The organism is Xanthomonas cannabis pv. cannabis, from assembly GCF_000802365.1.
Classification (GTDB): domain Bacteria; phylum Pseudomonadota; class Gammaproteobacteria; order Xanthomonadales; family Xanthomonadaceae; genus Xanthomonas; species Xanthomonas cannabis.
The window spans coordinates 26185-44334 of record NZ_JSZE01000031.1; the positions used below are offsets into that span (position 1 = coordinate 26185).

Annotated in this window: 15 protein-coding genes, 3 tRNA genes and 1 pseudogene; 5 read left to right on the plus strand and 14 right to left on the minus strand. The window is 63.4% G+C overall.

The features are described from left to right. Nucleotide 1: 1 nt before the first annotated feature. From OZ10_RS07370 to OZ10_RS07385, 4 genes are all read left to right on the plus strand, one after another. Nucleotides 2–520: an HK97 family phage prohead protease gene (locus tag OZ10_RS07370; protein ID WP_052209987.1), complete on the plus strand. Its 519-nt coding sequence runs from the start codon at nucleotides 2–4 to the stop codon at nucleotides 518–520. Next, complete coding sequence (locus OZ10_RS20570) at nucleotides 517–1662, plus strand: phage portal protein (protein WP_158002162.1); 1146 nt, start codon at nucleotides 517–519, stop codon at nucleotides 1660–1662. The genes OZ10_RS07370 and OZ10_RS20570 overlap by 4 nt, the downstream gene beginning before the upstream one ends. Nucleotides 1663–2045: 383 nt before the next feature. Next, nucleotides 2046–2513 (plus strand): hypothetical protein, encoded by a 468-nt coding sequence (locus tag OZ10_RS21105; protein WP_081419370.1) that lies wholly within the window; start codon nucleotides 2046–2048, stop codon nucleotides 2511–2513. Beyond that, the gene (locus OZ10_RS07385; RefSeq protein WP_039564352.1) at nucleotides 2513–4012 is read left to right on the plus strand and encodes a terminase large subunit; all 1500 of its coding nucleotides are present in this window, start codon (nucleotides 2513–2515) and stop codon (nucleotides 4010–4012) included. The genes OZ10_RS21105 and OZ10_RS07385 overlap by 1 nt, the downstream gene beginning before the upstream one ends. 168 nt (nucleotides 4013–4180) lie before the next feature. Here OZ10_RS07385 and OZ10_RS07390 read toward each other — a convergent pair whose 3' ends face one another. The 14 genes and pseudogenes from OZ10_RS07390 to OZ10_RS07455 all read right to left on the minus strand — a co-directional run. Next, a complete protein-coding gene (locus tag OZ10_RS07390; protein ID WP_039564354.1) occupies nucleotides 4181–4459 on the minus strand; it encodes a hypothetical protein in 279 nt (92 codons plus the stop codon). An 804-nt stretch (nucleotides 4460–5263) separates the two neighbouring features. After that, a tRNA-Gly gene (locus OZ10_RS07395) sits at nucleotides 5264–5339 on the minus strand. A gap of 79 nt (nucleotides 5340–5418) precedes the next feature. After that, a tRNA-Cys gene (locus tag OZ10_RS07400) sits at nucleotides 5419–5492 on the minus strand. 68 nt (nucleotides 5493–5560) lie between these two features. Further along, nucleotides 5561–5636: transfer RNA gene (locus OZ10_RS07405), tRNA-Gly, on the minus strand. Between the two features lie 36 nt (nucleotides 5637–5672). Beyond that, entirely contained in the window at nucleotides 5673–6305 is a 633-nt protein-coding gene (gene pgsA / locus OZ10_RS07410; RefSeq protein WP_039564356.1) for a CDP-diacylglycerol--glycerol-3-phosphate 3-phosphatidyltransferase, read from the minus strand. Then, nucleotides 6305–8161, minus strand: a complete 1857-nt coding sequence (uvrC, locus tag OZ10_RS07415; RefSeq protein ID WP_039409090.1) for an excinuclease ABC subunit UvrC — start codon at nucleotides 8159–8161, stop codon at nucleotides 6305–6307. The genes pgsA and uvrC overlap by 1 nt, the downstream gene beginning before the upstream one ends. Then, nucleotides 8158–9576: a nhl repeat protein gene (locus tag OZ10_RS07420; protein WP_039409088.1), complete on the minus strand. Its 1419-nt coding sequence runs from the start codon at nucleotides 9574–9576 to the stop codon at nucleotides 8158–8160. Before OZ10_RS07420 ends, uvrC begins: the two co-directional genes overlap by 4 nt. A gap of 23 nt (nucleotides 9577–9599) precedes the next feature. Then, the gene (locus OZ10_RS07425; RefSeq protein ID WP_039409086.1) at nucleotides 9600–10064 is read right to left on the minus strand and encodes a low molecular weight protein-tyrosine-phosphatase; all 465 of its coding nucleotides are present in this window, start codon (nucleotides 10062–10064) and stop codon (nucleotides 9600–9602) included. After that, entirely contained in the window at nucleotides 10061–10840 is a 780-nt protein-coding gene (gene kdsB, locus OZ10_RS07430; RefSeq protein ID WP_039409084.1) for a 3-deoxy-manno-octulosonate cytidylyltransferase, read from the minus strand. The genes OZ10_RS07425 and kdsB overlap by 4 nt, the downstream gene beginning before the upstream one ends. A 300-nt stretch (nucleotides 10841–11140) precedes the next feature. Beyond that, nucleotides 11141–12178, minus strand: coding sequence for a tetraacyldisaccharide 4'-kinase (gene lpxK / locus OZ10_RS07435; RefSeq protein ID WP_039409081.1), 1038 nt, complete (start codon nucleotides 12176–12178; stop codon nucleotides 11141–11143). After that, complete coding sequence (msbA, locus tag OZ10_RS07440; protein ID WP_039409079.1) at nucleotides 12175–13944, minus strand: lipid A export permease/ATP-binding protein MsbA; 1770 nt, start codon at nucleotides 13942–13944, stop codon at nucleotides 12175–12177. The genes lpxK and msbA overlap by 4 nt, the downstream gene beginning before the upstream one ends. Continuing rightward, the gene (locus OZ10_RS07445) at nucleotides 13941–14396 is read right to left on the minus strand and encodes an ExbD/TolR family protein (RefSeq protein WP_039409078.1); all 456 of its coding nucleotides are present in this window, start codon (nucleotides 14394–14396) and stop codon (nucleotides 13941–13943) included. The genes msbA and OZ10_RS07445 overlap by 4 nt, the downstream gene beginning before the upstream one ends. Before the next feature lie 3 nt (nucleotides 14397–14399). Continuing rightward, a complete protein-coding gene (locus OZ10_RS07450; RefSeq protein WP_039409076.1) occupies nucleotides 14400–15062 on the minus strand; it encodes a MotA/TolQ/ExbB proton channel family protein in 663 nt (220 codons plus the stop codon). Further along, a pseudogene (locus OZ10_RS07455) lies at nucleotides 14956–17487 on the minus strand (DNA internalization-related competence protein ComEC/Rec2); the annotation flags it as partial. The pseudogene OZ10_RS07455 and the gene OZ10_RS07450, both read right to left, overlap by 107 nt. Nucleotides 17488–17912: 425 nt before the next feature. Here OZ10_RS07455 and OZ10_RS07460 point away from each other — a divergent pair. Continuing rightward, on the plus strand, nucleotides 17913–18150 hold a 238-nt coding region (locus tag OZ10_RS07460; RefSeq protein ID WP_039564359.1), incomplete at its 3' end, for an NAD-dependent epimerase/dehydratase family protein.

The following is an 18150-nucleotide window of genomic DNA, read 5'->3' on the forward strand; positions in this document are numbered from 1 at the left end:
CGTGGACATTGAGCGCCGCTTCGCAACCGGTGCCACTGTAGAGGGCCGCCAGCTTATCGGGCTGGCGGCTCCTTTCGGCACTGAAACACGTATCGCCGACTTCTCAGAATTGATTGCCCCTGGCGCGTTCACCCGAACGTTAGCGGAGAACAAAGACATCCTCGCGCTTGCGGACCATGCCCCGGACAAGGTGTTGGGCCGGACCAAATCGGGAACGCTTGCACTCCGCCAGACCGATAAGGGTCTGGAATATTCGCTGACCCTTCCTGACACCAGTACAGGCAATGACATTCGCACGCTCGCACAACGTGGTGATCTCGGCGGCGTATCGATGGGATTTATTGCGACTCGCGATAGTTGGGATGGGGATAGACGTACCTTGCATGAAGTTGAGTTGATCGAGATCAGCATTGTGCAGTCTTGGCCCGCCTATCCAACAACCACCGTCAGCCTGCGCAGCAAATCACAGCACGTGGATCAACTCGCGATCCTGAAATTTTGGTTGGAGACATGCAGATGAAATTTTGGCCATTCAACCGCGAACAACGCAAGACTGATCCAAGCTGGAATGCATTGGCTGCACGGGGAGCGTCAAGTGTCTCCGGTCAATTCGTAGATGCGAAGTCCGCCGAATCAATCAGCACGGTCTTTGGCTGTGTGCAGGCTCTCAGTGAGTCCGTGGCATGCCTGCCGTTGCACGTTTATCAGCGCACGCAAGATGAGCGAGTGCGTGCCGATGATTACCCATTAGCACGCGTACTACGTCAACCGAACCCGAATCAATCGGGCCTGTCTTTCCGCGAATCTATGACCGCATCTGTGTTGCTGCATGGCAATGCATATGCTCGCATTGAATCAAATGGCGCAGGCGAGATTACCGGACTGCACCCAATCGATCCTAGAACGGTCACGATTGTGGAGCTAGCATCGGGACGCTACGCCTATGACGTTGCCGGGAGTGTCGCCGTCACGCGTCTACTAGATGACGAAATTTTCCATCTTGCTGATCGTTGTGATCTCGGCAGCATCGTAGGGAAAAGCAGGATCACTGTTGCACGTGAGACGTTGGGGCTTGGGCTGGCTCTGCGTAACCATGGGTCCAACACGTTTGCGAATGGCGCGCAGCCGGGGGGAATTCTGACCGTAGATAACGGCCCGAAGGCTCTCACCAGCGAACAGCAATCCGATCTGCGCGACGCATGGAATTCACGCCATTCGGGTAGCGGCAATGCTGGGCGTGTAGCGGTGCTATCGGGAAACATGAAATATCAGCAAGTTGGCATGAGCCTGGATGACGCACAGTGGGTGGCGTCGCAGCAGTTCAGCGTGGAGGAAATCTGCCGCATCTTCCGTGTGCCCCCAACGATGGTGGGTGACTTGCGTCATGGGTCTTACTCCAACACTGCCGAATTGGGTAGCCAGTTCGTGCGGTATTCATTGGCCCGCTGGATTGCAATGTGGGAAGCCGAGATCACGCGTCAGCTTCTTGGCCCACTCGCACGCCGCAAATACTTGGCCGAACACAGCGTCGAAGGTTTGTTGCGTGGTAATCCTGAAGCACGCGCCGACTTTTACGCTAAGGCGATTGCATCTGGTTGGATGACAGTTGATGAAGTCCGCAGGCTTGAAAATTTGCCAAGGATTGGGAATGCGCAGGAGTAACCCTAGTGGGCGCGAAGCTGATCCGCGACGCACCATCCCACTCAATAGCTCGGCATGGCGGAAGCTGCGTGCCTATTTTCTGGCGCACGATCCATTGTGCCGCCACTGCAAATCTCGCGGGATGACTGTTTTGGCTACTGATATCGATCACATGAGTGGTGATCCATCAGACAACAGCGCAGCGAACCTTCAGCCACTCTGCCACTCATGCCATAGCCATAAGACAGGACGCGAACGACACGGCTTATCAGTGGTTATGGGCTGCAATCAAGATGGATGGCCCGCAGATCCATCACACCACTGGAATCAGAAAAATCGCTAGGGAATTCGACGCAAAAGACCGACTTCCCTCCTCTTGAATATCGCTAAGTCCAAAGATCGCCATGAAGAAGACCAGAAATCGCCGATCCGATAGCGTCGCTGCTGCCGTGACTGCCGCCAAGAATGCCGCCGCAGATAGTTTGCAGCCGCCCGCACATATCGACTTCCCAGCTGAGGCATGGCCGCACTGGCTAGCAATCATTGGGAATCGTGCCCGTGATCGGTGGAACGACCTGGATCTGATCAATGCAGCCGAACTTGCGATGATCCATGCCGACATTGCGCGTCTACGGGCGCTAGTGCGTCTTGAAGGGGACATGACGCAGGGTGGCAAGCCCCACCCTGCCCATAAGCTGCTAGACACTGCTGGACGCCGTGCAATCGCACTGTCTCGAATGCTGCATGTCCACCCGGAAGCGACAGAGGGTCGGAGTAGAGATGCAGGTAACTCACTCAACTTGCAGCGTGAGGCACAACAAGCCGCCACGAACAGTGATCCGCTAATTCCGCGATTGGTGGCGGTGAAGTGATGGACAGCAGAGCCGGCCGCGTAATTGCCTTCATTGAAAAATACTGTTTGACTCCTGACGGTGCGCAGGTGGGTCAGCCCATGACCCTTGCCAAATTTCAGAAGGATTTCATCCGCGATGTTTACGACAATCCTGCCGACACTCGGCGGGCCTATCTTTCAATTGGCCGAAAGAACGGGAAGACCGGGCTGATCGCTGCACTACTCCTGGCACATCTTGTTGGACCGGAAGCAAAGCAGAATGCGCAAATTGTGAGCGGTGCCATGAGCCGTGATCAGGCTGCGCTAGTGTTCAATCTTGCGTCCAAGATGGTCCAACTATCTGCCGACCTTTCAGGCATCGTCAAGATCATCCCAAGCGGCAAACGTCTGGTAGGTTTGCCGCTCAACACCGAGTTTCGCGCGTTGGCCGCTGACGGGAAAACCGCGCATGGCCTTTCGCCCGTGCTAGCCATTCTTGATGAAGTCGGGCAAGTGCGCGGGCCGCAATCTGACTTCGTGGATGCCATCGTAACAAGTCAGGGGGCGCACTCAAATCCGCTGCTGCTGGTGATCTCGACTCAAGCCGCCAACGATGCAGACTTGCTAAGCATTTGGCTCGATGATGCCGAACGCAGTAGTGACCCGCGCATTGTTTGCCATCTTCATGCAGCAGCGGATGGATGTCCGCTTGATGATGAAAAAGAGTGGATGGCCTCAAATCCTGCGCTCGGCACGTTCCGCAGTCGTGATGATCTTGCCGAACAGATGAAGCAGGCCCAGCGCATGCCGTCTATGGAGAACTCTGCGCGCAATCTATTGCTCAATCAGCGCGTGAGCACTGAAAGCCCGTTCGTATCGCCTGACGTATGGAAGTCATGCGGTAGCCCCGCCCTACAATTCGAAGGCCCCGTATACGGCGGGCTTGATCTATCCGCCCGCACCGATCTCACGGCGCTACTACTCGTCGGCAAGGTTGACGGTGTGTGGCAAGCGCAGGCGCACTTCTGGACGCCGCAGGTTGGCTTGGCAGACCGTGCACACCGTGACCGTGCGCCTTATGACGTTTGGGCACGACAGGGATTCATGCGGACCACTCCGGGCGCGAGTGTTGACTATGCGCACGTGGCGGCAGACATCGGTGAAATTGTCAGTGATCTAGATTTGCAAGTGATCGCATTCGACCGCTGGCGGATCGACGTGATGAAGAAGGAGCTAGACACGCTGGGCATCGACCTACCACTGCAACCATTTGGGCAAGGGTTCAAGGACATGGGGCCAGCTATCGATGCTCTGGAAGCAGAGTTGTTGAACGCGCGGATTGCACACGGCAACCATCCTGTTCTTGCGATGTGCGCAGCGAACGCCATTGTGACCAAGGATCCGGCCGGATCTCGCAAATTTGACAAGGCTCGAACCACTGGCCGTATTGATGGGTTGGTCGCACTCGCCATGGCTATTGGCGTTGCAGCCACGGTGCCGGAAGCACAAGAAGCCGAACCGATGATGTTCTTTATTTAGCGCGGGTATGGCTGTAGGGCCGCGCGCAGTTCATTCCCTACAGTCGGCGGATCAGGCATGAGTGCCGCCACCTTGAAAAACCATGTCAGCCAGTGGACTCTTTTGGAGGAGTTGAGCCGGCACGAACCCCACTCACCGTGATGGCGTAGTGGGGTTTTTTGTTGGTCGCTAGCTCAGGTTGTTTCTAAGCCAGTCAGATCCAGCGGTGTTGAATCCGCTCCATGCCGCATCCCCTTGTGCGAGCTTCACAACAAGCAGTTCGTCGTTGCTATCGATAAAATGCTTTAGAGCATCGCGAATCACAGATGCGCTGCCTGCATGGCTGATCAGCCAAGTCGAGTCAAGGTGGTGCCAGTAACCGTTGGCAATTTCCTTAATCTTTTCGATCAGGCCGCTGTAGTTCTGCCCTTGACGGTTCAGGTCGTACCCAATCATGTAGATCGCCATACCAAACCCCGTTTGTGATGTTCGTCAAATTTCTCATCAGGACTGAGAAAGCGCAACCCCTGGGACAAATTTGGGACAGTGCCCCCGAGATAAGCCAATTTTGGTCGTTGTTGGCGAGGCTGTAAGTGACTGATTTATCAGCTGACCCTAGTTGAACCTTGTTGATTGAAATCAACAACTTACCGACTTAAAATCCCTCAGCTGTGAGGCTATGCGGGTTCGACCCCCGCCCCGGGCACACTCCACCGCAGCGCAAATCTGCTGCTGCACCGATGACGTGAGGCACCGTTATCCGAGAGCTGACGGAGTTGACTTCGCGACAACTCAACGTGACGTTCTTTCACTGTCTGCAGCTGTGGCTGATCACCTCATGCTGAAGCAGGCCATAGCGGCCGTGAGGTGCGTTGGCATTCTGTCAATCGGCACTGCCCCCTTTCGCAGTCATCCACGTCACAAGGCTCGACGCCACGCTTGGTGAGTAGGCATACGACCCAAACGGCATCCAAGATCCAGTCGAGGCAGAAAGCGGCTACCGCTACTCAGTATGCGTCGGTTTCGCTGATGCAAGGCCGCACAACGACGTATCCGGGCGAGATTGCTTATGCGCGCAAGGGTGCAGAGAGCTGCACTGTCGCAATGCGTTGCCGCCTAGGCGGTTGCAACTCCACATCCGGCAGCGCCCACTAAGCCATCGTTCAAAAATGCTTTCCAACGCATCTCTACCAGGCCGGTGACGGCGCACATCCAGACACACAGATACAAATAAAAAACCCTGGATATCATCTGACATCCAGGGTTCGAATTTGGAGCGGGAAACGAGACTCGAACTCGCGACCTCAACCTTGGCAAGGTTGCGCTCTACCAACTGAGCTATTCCCGCGTGAAACTAAATTGTACAGCTTGTCACTTCGTTGCGCTAGCCCTGTCATCGTTGCCGATGAGAAAAAGCGCATGCGATGTGGAGGCCTGGGCCGGAATTGAACCGGCGTACGCGGATTTGCAGTCCGCTGCATAACCACTCTACCACCAGGCCGAAACATCTAACCCAAGGCATCCTGCCTTGAAACAACAAGGCCCCAACACAGGAGCCTTGTCACTAACTGGAGCGGGAAACGAGACTCGAACTCGCGACCTCAACCTTGGCAAGGTTGCGCTCTACCAACTGAGCTATTCCCGCTTGGGAGGCGAAATTCTACAGCGAACAGCATAGGTGTCAACTGTTGCTTTCGATTTTTTTCGGCTTGTTGCTGATTGCGGCTTTTTCGTCGGCACGCAGGCTCGGCCAGGCCGCCTGCAGATACTGGAGACCCGACCACAGCGTCAGCAGCGCGGCGATTGCCAGCGTCCAGTAACCGGCACGGAAGATCAGATTGCCCAACCAGATTTCGTGCGTTGGCATCTGCCCCGGCGTGACCGAATACAGCAGGCAGAGCAACGCCACCATCTGCGCGGTGGTCTTGACCTTGCCGATCACCGCCACGCGCACCTTGGCACGCTGCCCGATCTCGGCCATCCACTCGCGCAGCGCGGAGACGGCGATCTCGCGGCCGACGATCACTGCCGCCCAGAACGCCATCCACGGGGTGGGATGACCCTGCACGATCAGGAACAACGCCACTGCGACCATCAACTTGTCGGCAACCGGGTCCAGAAACGCGCCGAACGCGGAATACTGGTGATAGCGCCGCGCGACCCAGCCATCCAGCCAGTCGGTGATGGCAGCAAGAGCGAACACGCCGGCGGACGCAAAATTTGTCCACGTGTACGGCAGGTAGAACACCACGACCAGCACCGGGATCATCAGGATCCTTAGCAGTGTCAGCCACGTGGGGATGGTCAACTTCATTACGGACTCGACTCGCCTGCCGCATCGGGAAGCGCCAGCCCGTGCAGGTTAGCGTAGATTCGCGCGGCAAGTGCGGCGTTGACTCCGTCCACCCGCGCGATCTCGGCCTCGCCAGCGGCCTTGAGGCCGACCAGACCGCCGAAATGCTTGAGCAGGCTGGCGCGACGTCGCGGCCCGATACCGGGAATATCCTCGAGCTTGCTGGTCATGCGCGCCTTCTGGCGGCGTCCACGGTGACCGGTGATGGCAAAGCGGTGCGCTTCGTCACGCACCTGCTGGATGAACTGCAACGCCGGCGACGCCGCGCCTGGGCGCAGCTCGCGGCCGTCGGCCATGACCAGCGCCTCGTGCCCTGCCCTGCGCTCCTCGCCCTTGGCCACGCCTACCAGCAGGACATTCTCGACGCCCAGGTCGGCCAGTGCGGCCTGGGCCTGGGCCAGCTGGCCGGCACCGCCGTCGATCAACAGCACATCGGGCAGCACGCCGTTTTCTTCCACCGCGCGCCGGAACCGCCGCTCGATTGCCTGCCGCATCGCGGCGTAGTCGTCGCCCGGGGTGATGCCGGAAATATTGAAGCGCCGATACTGGCCGCGCACCGGGCCGCTGGCATCGAAGACCACGCACGATGCGACGGTGGCTTCGCCCATGGTGTGGCTGATGTCGAAGCACTCCACCCGCTTGACCGGTTCGGCAAGCCCGAGCATCTCGCGCAGTGCCTCGCTACGAGCATGCTGCGCGCTCTGGCTGGTGAGCTCGGTCACCAGCGTCAGCTGCGCGTTGCGGGTCGCCAACAGCAGATAGCCGGCACGCTCGCCGCGCACGTTCCACTTCAGCGCGACCTTGTGTTCGGCAGCGGCACTAAGTGCGGCCTCGATCAGTTCGGCCTCGGGGATTTCGCGATCCAGCAGGATCTCGCGCGGCGGCGAATGCTCGGCGTAATACTGCGATACGAATGCGCCGAGAATCTCGTCGGCGCTGTCTTCGCCGTTGGTCTTGGGAAAGAACGAGCGCGTGCCCAGATTGCGACCATCGCGGAAGCTCAGCAGCAGCACGCAAGCCTGGCTGGACTGCGTGGCGCAGGCCAGCACGTCCAGGTCGGCGGCGCGGCCATCGACATACTGGCGGTTCTGCATGCTGCGTAACGACGACAACAGATCGCGCAGGCGCGCAGCACGCTCGAATTCCAGCGCTTCGCTGGCCTGCTGCATCGAATGCATGATCTCTTCGCCGAGCTGATCGCTCTTGCCTTCCAGAAACATGGTGGCGCGGCGCACCGACTCGGCGTAATCGGGCGCGGCCACCAGATCCACGCATGGGCCACTGCAACGGCCGATCTGATACTGCAGACATGGCCGCGAGCGGTTACGGAACACGCTGTCTTCGCAACTGCGCAACTTGAACAGCTTGTGCATCAGGCTCAGCGTCTCACGTACGCCGGTCACGCCGGTGTACGGGCCGAAGTAGCGCCCCTGCACGGCACGCGGGCCACGATGCAAGGCGATCCGCGGCCAGTCCTCGCGCGTGAGCAGCACGTATGGGTAGCTCTTGTCATCGCGCAAGGACACGTTGTAGCGCGGCGACAGCGACTTGATGAGCTGGTTTTCCAGCAGCAGCGCTTCGGCCTCGCTGCGGGTCACGGTGACGTCCATGCGCGCCACCTGCGACAGCATCGAGGTCAGCCGTGCATTCTTCGGCGTGCCGTTGAAATAGCTGCCCACGCGCTTGCGCAGCGCGCCCGCCTTGCCGACGTACAGCAAGGTGTCGTCGGCCGCATACATGCGGTAGACGCCGGGCGCGGTGCTGAGCTGCGCAGCAAACGCTTTTCCATCGAAATCGGCTTGGGGCCTTGCGTTCATTCGTCTATCGCAACATCACTCAGTGCGCCGCTTGCCAGGTCGTAACGCAGCACGGCATGGGCATCGGTTTCGGCAATCCAGACCGCACCGGCGGCCACCGCCAGACCGGCCGGGCCATGCAGGCGCCGCGGCAGCTCGACCGTGGTCAGCTCGCCGCCGCCCAGGCGCAAGCAGCGCAGGCGGCCGTTACCGGTGTCGGCGATCCACAGCAACGGCGAGTCGGCGGCCAGCGCGATGGCCTGCGGAAACTGCAACTGCGCGGTGCCGCGTGGCCCATCCTCATCGCCGAACTGCCACAGGCCCTGACCGCCGACCAGGGTCTGCACCAGGTCACCGCGCAACTGCATGGTGCGGATCGACGAGCCCAGCCCATCGCAGACGTACGCCACTTGCTGCACTGCCGCCAATCCTGCCGGTTGCGCGAAAGCTGCGAGATGGCCGCTGCCATCGCGGATTTCAAGGGAGCCGGTGCCGGCGCGCGCACTCAATGCCGCGCGACCCAGGTCGTAGCTCCAGATGCGGTTATCGCCGGCCATGGCGATCAGCACTTGGTTGTCGGCAACGGCCAGACCCTGCGGGTAGTTCAGAGCGGACGCGCCGGCGAACGCCAGCGGTCCTTCGACCGGCTCGCCAGAGCGACCGGTGCCGCACAGGGTGTCCACCTGCCCGCTGCGCAGGTTGATGCGCCGTAACGCGTGGTTGCCGGTATCGGCGACGTAGAGCTGGTCGCGTTCCAGTGCCAGGCCTTGCGGGCGGCGGAATGCGGCTTCGCCGATGCCGCCATCGATGAGGTCGGCGTTGCCATGTCCGAACTGACGCAGCACACGGCCGCCATGCGTGCACTCGAGCACGCGATGGTGGCCGGTGTCGGCGACGTACAGACGGTCTTCGGTCGCGGCCAGGCCGGTGGGAAAGCGCAATGCCAACCGCGGCTCGGGGTCGCGCTCGGCCACGCCCTGCAGGTCCGCATCGGAAGGCGGCTGCTGGCCGTCGCACAGGGCGGCCAGCGCCCTGTCCAGATCGCCAGTGACGCCGACCAGGCGCTGGCGCTCGCGCCCGTAGGCGTCCAGCAGCACCAGCGTGGGCCAGGACTGGATATTGAACCGGCGCCAGGTTTCCCAGTCCTTGTCGAGCAGGATGGGCGCGCTGACGCCGTGGCCGCGCAACTGCTTGAGCGAGCGTTGCGGCAGACGCTCGCTATCGAAGCGCGGCACCTGCACCACGATCACCTGCAAGCGCCCGGGACTGCGTGCCTGCCATTGCGCCAGTTCGGCCAGGCGTTCGGCACACCACACCGAGCTGGCGTTGACGAAGGCCAGCACGAGCGCACGGCCGCGATGTTCCTGCAAGGTGGACGGCCTGGCGTTGAGCCAGGTGGGAAATTCCGGCAGTTCCTGGGTGAGCTGGGCATTCATGCGGTAATTATGCCCAAGCGTGATTAGCCTCGGGTGAGTCTGGCCACCGTCTGCCGCGCGGCGGTATCGACCAGTTGCCAGACCTGCTCGAACTCCTTGCTGCTGCCGGTATATGGGTCGGGGATGTCGTCACGCGCGTCCACGCCGGCCCACGGCAACCACAGTGCCACCTTGTCGCGCAGCGATGCGGGGGCGATCCGTTGCAGATCACGTAGATTGTTGGCGTCGGCGCACAGCAGCCAGTCGAAGTGCTCGAAATCCTGGCGCAGCACCTGACGCGCACGCAGGCCGGAAATGTCGACACCATGCCCGCGCGCGCAGCGGATGGCGCGCGGGTCCGGCGGATCGCCAGCGTGCCAGTCGCCGGTACCGGCCGAATCGACCTGGATGCGCCGCGACAGCCGCGCCTCGTCCAGCTGCGCGCGTACGGCGCCCTCGCCCATCGGCGAGCGGCAGATATTGCCCAGACACACGATCAACAGCTTCATGCGGAGGCCACGCGCGCCTGGGCACGGGCCAGATCATCGGGCGTGTCGATACCCGGCGGAAACTGTTCCGGCGTCAACGCAACGGCGATGCGATGGCCAGCCTCCATCACCCGCAGCTGCTCCAGCGATTCGAGGCGTTCCAGCATGCCCGGCTGCATGGCCGCAAACCGCTGCAGGAAACCGGCGCGGTACGCGTAGATGCCGATATGACGCAGCCACTGCCCGTCCACCGGCAGCTGCTCGGGTTGGCTGGCGAAGCTGTCGCGGTGCCAGGGGATCGGCGCGCGGCTGAAATACAGCGCGTCGCCGCCTGCGGTGCGCACAAGCTTCACCACGTTCGGGTCGAACAGGTCGTGCGCGGTGTCCACCTGTGCGGCAAGCGTGGCCATGTCGGCGCCCGAGTGCAGCAGCAGCTCGGCGACTGCGCGGATGCCGGCGGCAGGCGCAAAGGGCTCGTCGCCTTGCAGATTCACCACGCAGGTGTCCGCGTCCCAGCCGGCAATGCGCGCGCACTCGGCAAGGCGGTCGGTACCGGAGAGGTGCTCGCTACCAGTCATGGCCACCTGCACGCCCGGCACGTGCGCGATGGCTTCGGCAATCCGCGCATCATCGGTGGCCACCCAGACCGCGCGCGCGCCGGCCAGCAGCGCCCGCTCGGCCACATGCTGGATCATCGGACGGTCGCCGAGGCGTTGCAGTGGCTTGCCGGGCAAGCGCGTGGACGCGTAGCGCGCCGGGATGGCGACGACGAAATCGGCAGGCGTTGGGTTGGTCATGCGTATGCGCTCTGAACGGCGGAATGGTGGATGGACGTCGGCAGGGTAATCGCAGTGCGCCCGCCCACAGAACACGCCTTCTGCATGACTGCAGCAGCGCGCCACAGGGCCGACGTCAGGCTGGTTCGCAGTGTAGTGGCTGACCTGCATGCACCAGTGCATGCAGGGGTGTTGCGAGTGCATCGATGGCATTGCGACGTGCGTGGTTGCCACGGAGCGGATGATGCCTGCGCACTTGGGCACCAACACCCACGCTCCTATCCACGCCTCGCGCGCTATACCGCGTCGCATGGCCGCAGTTCATGCGCCTTGGCGGCTTGCCAGCTTGTTCAAGCGGTCCAGCAGGCTCACCCAGAACGCAGCGGGCACGTCCGCCTTGAGCGGCACGCTGTACAGCCACTCGTCGGCAAATGGCCGGCACTTCACCGCATCTTTTTCGGTCATCAACACCGGCAGGCGACTGCCGAAGCTGAAATCTGCAGCGCGATACACATGGTGGTCCGGGAACGCATGCGGCACCACGCCAATGCCGCGTGCCCGCAGCATCGCAAAGAACCGCTCCGGGTGCGCGATGCCAGCCACTGCATGCACGCGCTGTCCGGCCAGCATGCTCAAGGGTTGCGCGCGCTTGCCATCCATCGGTTGCACGCTGTCGATGCTGAGCCGCATCTGCCACTCGCCGAAACCGGAATCGTCCGGCGCCTGCGGAGCCGCGGTAGCGCTGGCCTGGCCAAGATTGACCACCCGAAAATCACAATCGCGCGCACGCGCGGCCGGTTCGCGCAGCGGCCCGGCCGGCAGCAGCCGGCCATTGCCGTAGCGGCGCTGGCCATCGACCACTTCGATCTCCACGTCGCGCGCCAGCCGGTAGTGCTGCAGACCGTCGTCGCACACGATGATGTCGCAACCTGCTTCCACCAGCGCCCTGGCGGCAGCGACGCGGTCGCTGTCCACGCGCACGCGCGCGCCGGTCTTCCAGGCGATCAGGACCGGCTCGTCGCCGCCCAGTGCCACCGGGGTATCGGCATCCACCCAGCGGGCCGTGCCTGCGTCATCGCGACCATAGCCGCGACTGGCCACGCCAGGCGTCCAGCCGGCATCCTGCAACTTGGACACCAGGGCAATGGTCAGCGGGGTCTTGCCGGTGCCGCCAGCGGTGACATTGCCGACCACGATCACCGGCGCCGGGATGCCATGTCGCTTGCGCAAGCCACGCCGGTAGACGCCGCGCCGCAACGCAATGGCCGCGGCGTAGACCGGTGCCAGCAGGCGTGCGGCCAGCGGGATCGGGCTGTTGTCGTACCAATAACCCGGGGTGCGGGTGCCGCGCTTGCTCATGCCTGGCGTTCGCGGAACTGCATGCCGTGCAGATGCGAATACAGCCCGCCCTGCGCCAGCAATTCGCTGTGGGTGCCGCGCTCGACGATGCGTCCCTGGTCCATCACCAATACCTGGTCGGCATGTTCGATGGTGGACAGGCGGTGTGCGATCACCAGCGTGGTGCGGTCAGGCATCAGCTTGTGCAGGGCATCCTGCACCAGCCGCTCGGATTCGTTGTCCAGCGCTGCGGTGGCTTCGTCCAGAATCAGGATGGGCGCGTCCTTGAGCATCGCACGTGCGATCGCCAGCCGCTGCCGCTGCCCGCCCGACAGGCGCCCGCCCTTCGTCCCGACATGCGACTGCAGCCCCTCGGGCAATTGCGCGACGAACTCCATCGCATTGGCGCCCAGAATCGCACGCTCCAGTTGCCCGGCATCTGCGGTGCGCATTTCGCCATAGGCGACGTTGTCGGCGATGCTGCCGTCGAACAGCATCACCTGCTGTCCGACCAGCGCGATCTGTCGACGCAGATCGGCCAGCGCGTAGGCCTGCACCGGATGTCCGTCGAGCAGGATCTGCCCTGCCTCGGCTTCGTAGAAGCGCGGGATCAGCTTGATCAGACTGGATTTGCCGCTGCCGGAGCGGCCGACGATCGCGGTGACCGTGCCGGGCTGCGCGACGAAGCTGACCTCGGCCAGCGCAGGATTCACCTGGCCGGGATAGCGCGCGGTCACATCGCGAAATTCGATCAAGCCCTTTGCGCGGGTGAGCGGCACCGTTCCCTGATCGGGCTCGTCGGGGCTGTCGAGCACCGAAAACAGGCGCTCGGCCGAAGCCAGCCCACGCTGCACCATGTTCTGCACATTGGTGAGCTGCTTGAGGCCCGGAATGATCGTGAGCATGGAGGTCATCAGCACCACGAAGTCGCCCGCGGTCAGGCGCCCGGCCAAGGCCTGTGCGCCTGCCACGAACAGCAGCGCCGACAGCCCGATCGCACCGATCATCTGCACCGTGGCGGTGGAAATGCCGCGTGTGGATTCGACCTTCATCGCCAGCCGCAGATTGCGGTCGGCCAGCGCGCCATAGCGCTCCATTTCGGTCTGTTGGGCGCCGTAGATCTTGACCTCCTGGTGGCTGGACAAGGTCTGGTCGGCGGCCTGCAACAAGTGCGCACCGCTTTCCTGGATGCTGTGGCTGATGCGCCGATACCGGCGCGCCACCTTGTCCATCACCCAGGCCAGGACCGGCGCCAGCACCAGGATGGTCAGGGTGACCTGCCAGCTATGCCAGAGCATCAGCGCCAACGCGCCGATCACCTGCAACGACTGCTGGATCATCACCTTGACCGCATCCACCGCTGCCTGCGCCACCTGATCCGAGTCCGAGCCCAGACGGATCAGCATCGACGGCACCGGCTCGGAATCGAACCGCGAGCCAGGCAGGCGCAGGTACTTGGCCATCACCTTGACGCGCAGATCGCGCGCGATGCTGCGCGCGGATTTGCCCATCGCCATGTCGGTGATGTAGCCGGCCACCCCACGCACCACGAACAGCAGGATGATCTGCACCGGCAACCAGCGACTGACCTCGGCATTCTTGTAGATGAAGGTTTCGTCGGTGATCGGCTTCATCAACGCCAGAAAGCCGGTGGTGCCTGCCGCTTCGATCAACGCGGCGATCAGTGCGGCGACCAGCAACAGCCGGTACGGCTTGGCGAAAGCCAGCAGGCGACGATACGTGCGCCAGGACGAGACTGGCGCCGGGCGGTCGGTGGAGGTGGTCACTGGCGGGTTCCGTTGGTACGTGTCGTGCCGGCGCTGCCGGTCTGGGGCGCCGTGGCGATGGCAATGCGCCGGAAGCCGAGCTGCCCCAACGCATCCTGCGCAGTGACCACGGCCTGGTACGGCGTCCGGGCATCGGCGCGCATCAGCACCGTCTGCTCGCGGTCATCGCCAGCAATCTGGGCGATGGTCTGCTTGAGCGAATCCACATCCGAGCGCAGTACTTCCTGATCGTTGATGAAGTAATGGCCATCGGCACTGACCAGCACACTGAGCGCGCGCGGCGGCGCACTGGTGTTCTGGTCGCTGGCAGTGGGCAGCTGCAATTGCAGCGTGGAGCGTGCGTCGAAGGTCGTGGTTACCACGAAGAAGATGATGAGGACGAGGATGACGTCAATCAATGGCACCAGATCGATGTGCGGCTCGTCCTGGCTTCGGTCACTGCCGATGCGCATCCGTCAGCCCTTCGCCGTGACGGGCTTGGCAACTGCCGGCGCCGGCACTGCAGCCGAAACAACCGGTCGGCCGTCCATGGTGTCCAGCAGCAAGGTGGCCTCCTGCTCCATCTCGATGATGTAGTCGGCAATGCGCCCCTTGAAGAAGCGATGCGCCATCAATGCCGGCACGGCGATGATCATGCCGGTGGCGGTACAGACCAGCGCCTTGCCGATGCCGCCGGCGAGCTGATTCACATCGCCCACGCCGTGATCGAGGATGCCCAGGAACATCTGGATCATGCCGACCACGGTGCCCAACAGCCCCAGCAACGGCCCGGCCGAGGCAATCGTGCCAAGCGCATTCAGATAACGCTCCATGCGATGCACCACGTGGCGACCGGTGTCCTCGATCCGCTCGCGGATCAGATCACGCGGCCGGCCACGCACATCCAGCGCGGCGGCCAACAACGCGCCCAACGGCGAGTTGCGCCGCAGCGATTCGATATGGGAGGGGTCCAGCTTGCCGCGTGCGGCCCAGTTGCGGACCTCCTCACCCAGCCCGGGCGGTGTCACCTCGTTGCGGCGCAAGGTCCACAGACGTTCCAGCACGATCGCCATGGCGACCACACCCAACAACAGCAACGGCACCATCGGCCAACCGCCCGCCTTGACCAGCTCCAACACGATGTGATTCCTCCGGCAGCGCGGCCGCCTATTCGCTCGCCGATAGGATAGCAGCCGACCGCCGCCGTTCCGCAGCATCCCACAGCCGCGGCTGCCAGCGCCGTCGCTCGCGGACCTGCAGGCCATCGGCGCCGAGCCAGACCCTGATTGCGCCGGACTCGGCCGTATCGAGCACCTCCGCGCCACTGTCCTGCCAACGCTGCACGACCTGCGCGCGCGGATGCCCGAAGCGGTTGCCGTAACCGGAGGACACCAGCGCCAACCGCGCACCGGTGGCAGCAACGAAGCCGGCATGCGACCCGTCTGCGCTGCCATGGTGCGGCACCACCACGAGGTCGGCGTGCAACGCGCCCGCCTGCGCGCGCATCAGCCGGCGCTCCACCAGCGCGTCGATATCCCCCGGAAGCAAGGCGCTGACGTGTGGCGTCTGCACCAGCAGCACGCAGCTGGATTGATTGCGCAAATACGGGAAATCGGCACCTGGATGCAGGAAGCGAAAGCGCACGCCATCCCACTCCCAGCGCTGCCCGGCATGACAGCGCGCACTGACGTCCAGCGGTGCACCGGGCGGCGCCAACGTGGCTGCGACCGGCAACCCCGCGCGCACCGCGGCATAGCCGCCGGCATGATCGGCATCGGCATGACTGAGCACGAGTGCGTCCAGCCGGCGCACCCCGAGCGCGCGCAAGGCCGGCAGGACCACGCGCTCGCCGGCGTCGAAGCCGTCGCGCACCGCCGGGCCGGTGTCCAACAGCAGTGCATGCCGTTGCGTGCGCACCAGCACCGCCAGCCCCTGCCCCACATCCATCACCTGCACGTCGGCTTCGCCAGCGCCGGGCATGGCGCGATCCGGCCAGAGCAGCGGCAGCCACAACAGGGCCGCCATGATCTTGCCCGGCGTGCCACGCGGCAGCAACAGCCAGAATGCGCCCAGCAACGCGGCGATCAGCGCGATCGCATCGGATTCGGGCACCCACCACAAGGCCACCGTGGTCTGCCCAAGCCAGACGAAGCCCGGCCAGGTCAGCTCGAAACACCAGCCCGCCAACTGCCACGCCCAGCCCCCCGCTCCGACGTACAGTGCCTCCAGTGCGGTGCCGATCAGGCATAGCGGAACAACCACGAAGGTCCACCACGGAATGGCGACCAGGTTGGCAAATGGGCCCACCAGCGAGGCTTGCCCGAACAAGCTGACCGTCAGCGGCAGCAGGCCCACCGTGGCAACGGTCTGTGCGGAAAGAAAGCCCCGCAGGATGGCGCGGTCGTCGGCCGGCAGGCACCATACCAGCCAGGCGACGCCGGCGAAACTGAGCCAGAAGCCTGCCATCAGCACGCTCAACGGGTCCCAGGCCACTACCGCGATCAAGGCGAGTGCAAGTATCTGCGCCGTTGTGGCGCGTCGACGCGCCACGCGCGCCACGGCAACGACCGCGATCATCAACACGGTGCGGACCGTCGGCAAGGCCAGCCCGGCCAGCACCGCATAGGCGGTCGCACCGATCAGCGCAGCGATTGCTGCGGCGTGGATGCGCGGAATCACAATGCCCAGGCCCGGCCGCCATCGCCACACACCGGCGATTGCTAGTGCAAAGAAGGCAGCCACCAGGCCGACATGGAAGCCCGAGATCGCGATCAGATGACTGAGCCCGGTCGCGCGCAAGGTCGCCCATGCGGCATCGTCCAGCCCACGCGTATCGCCCAGTGCCAGGGCGCGCAGATACGGTGCCGAAGGCCCGGGCACCTGCTCGGCAATTCGTTGCGACATGCGGTCGCGCCAGGCATCCACACCGTGCGGCGCGACGATCTGGCGCGCGCCGTCGGGGTCGCGCACATAGCCGGTCGCGGCGATGCGCTGCGCCAGGGCTTGGCGTTCGGCATCGAACCCACCCGGGTTACGCAAGCCGCGTGGCGCTCGCAGCTTGAGCCGCAGCTGCCAGTGCGCTCCGGCGCGCAAGGCCGCGCGCGGGCCGATCCGATCGGTGCCGAAGGCGTCGTACCAGGCCAGCTGCAACAGCTTGCCGCGCAGTGCCGGCGGCTGCGTCCGATCGGCGTCGACCCGCAGCTGGAAGCGTGTCCGGCGTTGCTCGGCCACTGGCAGGCCGATGATCCGCCCCTGTACCGCGCGTTCGCGCGCTTCGTCACCTGGCAGGAGCTGTGACTGCAGCACGGTGGTGGCGTGCCAGCCTGTGAGTCCAAACCCCAGCGACACCGTTGCAAGCCCCAGCATCCAGGCGCCGTGGCGCGGCCACCGCAACAGGCCGATGCCGATGATCAGCACGCCTGCGAGCAGGCACCCAATGTAGAGCGCGCGCGGCAGCACTGCGGGCGACCACGCGCAGCCAACGACACCCAGCAGCATGGCAGCTGCAACAGGCACCGCCGAGGCAAACCGCGGCGGTGGCGGCGCTTGTGCTGACACATCCATGTCGCTGGTCCAATTCCTGAAGATTCAGGCCGAGAGCACGAGCCTAGGCCACGGCCCGGACCGGCCATAGCGGTGATCTGCGCCGTGTCAGGTAGGAAAAAGCGGATCGTGACGAACACACCTTGCGCAGGCGCGAGAGTGCGGTGGGCGTTGCACCTTGCAGCGGTCATCCCGGTCGACATGCCTGCACTGCGCAGCGGCACGCCGAGCAACGGAGCCGACCAGTAAGCTCGATCGAACGCGGTGAGCGCGACAACGCGGCATCCGCTTCCGTCTACGCCATCAAGGCATCACCGTGCCGATCAGCAGGACGTTGCGTGATGCACGATCACCAGTGCAGCCTGCCAGCCGACGCCGCCCCCAATTCGCCTCGATTTCATGAGCGAAGCGCTATGTTCGACGCTGTTTCCGAGGAGTTTCCCCACATGCGTAAAGGCATTGCTTTGATTGTCGGCGTGACCGGCATTTCCGGTTACAACCTCGCCAACGTTCTGGTTGCCGATGGATGGACCGTGTACGGCCTTGCACGTCGCCCACTGCCGCAGGATGGCGTCATTCCCGTCGCAGCCGACCTGCTCGACGCGGATAGCACGGCCAAGGCCTTGCGCGGTCTACCGATTACCCACGTCTTTTTCTGCACCTGGACGCGTCGCGACACCGAGC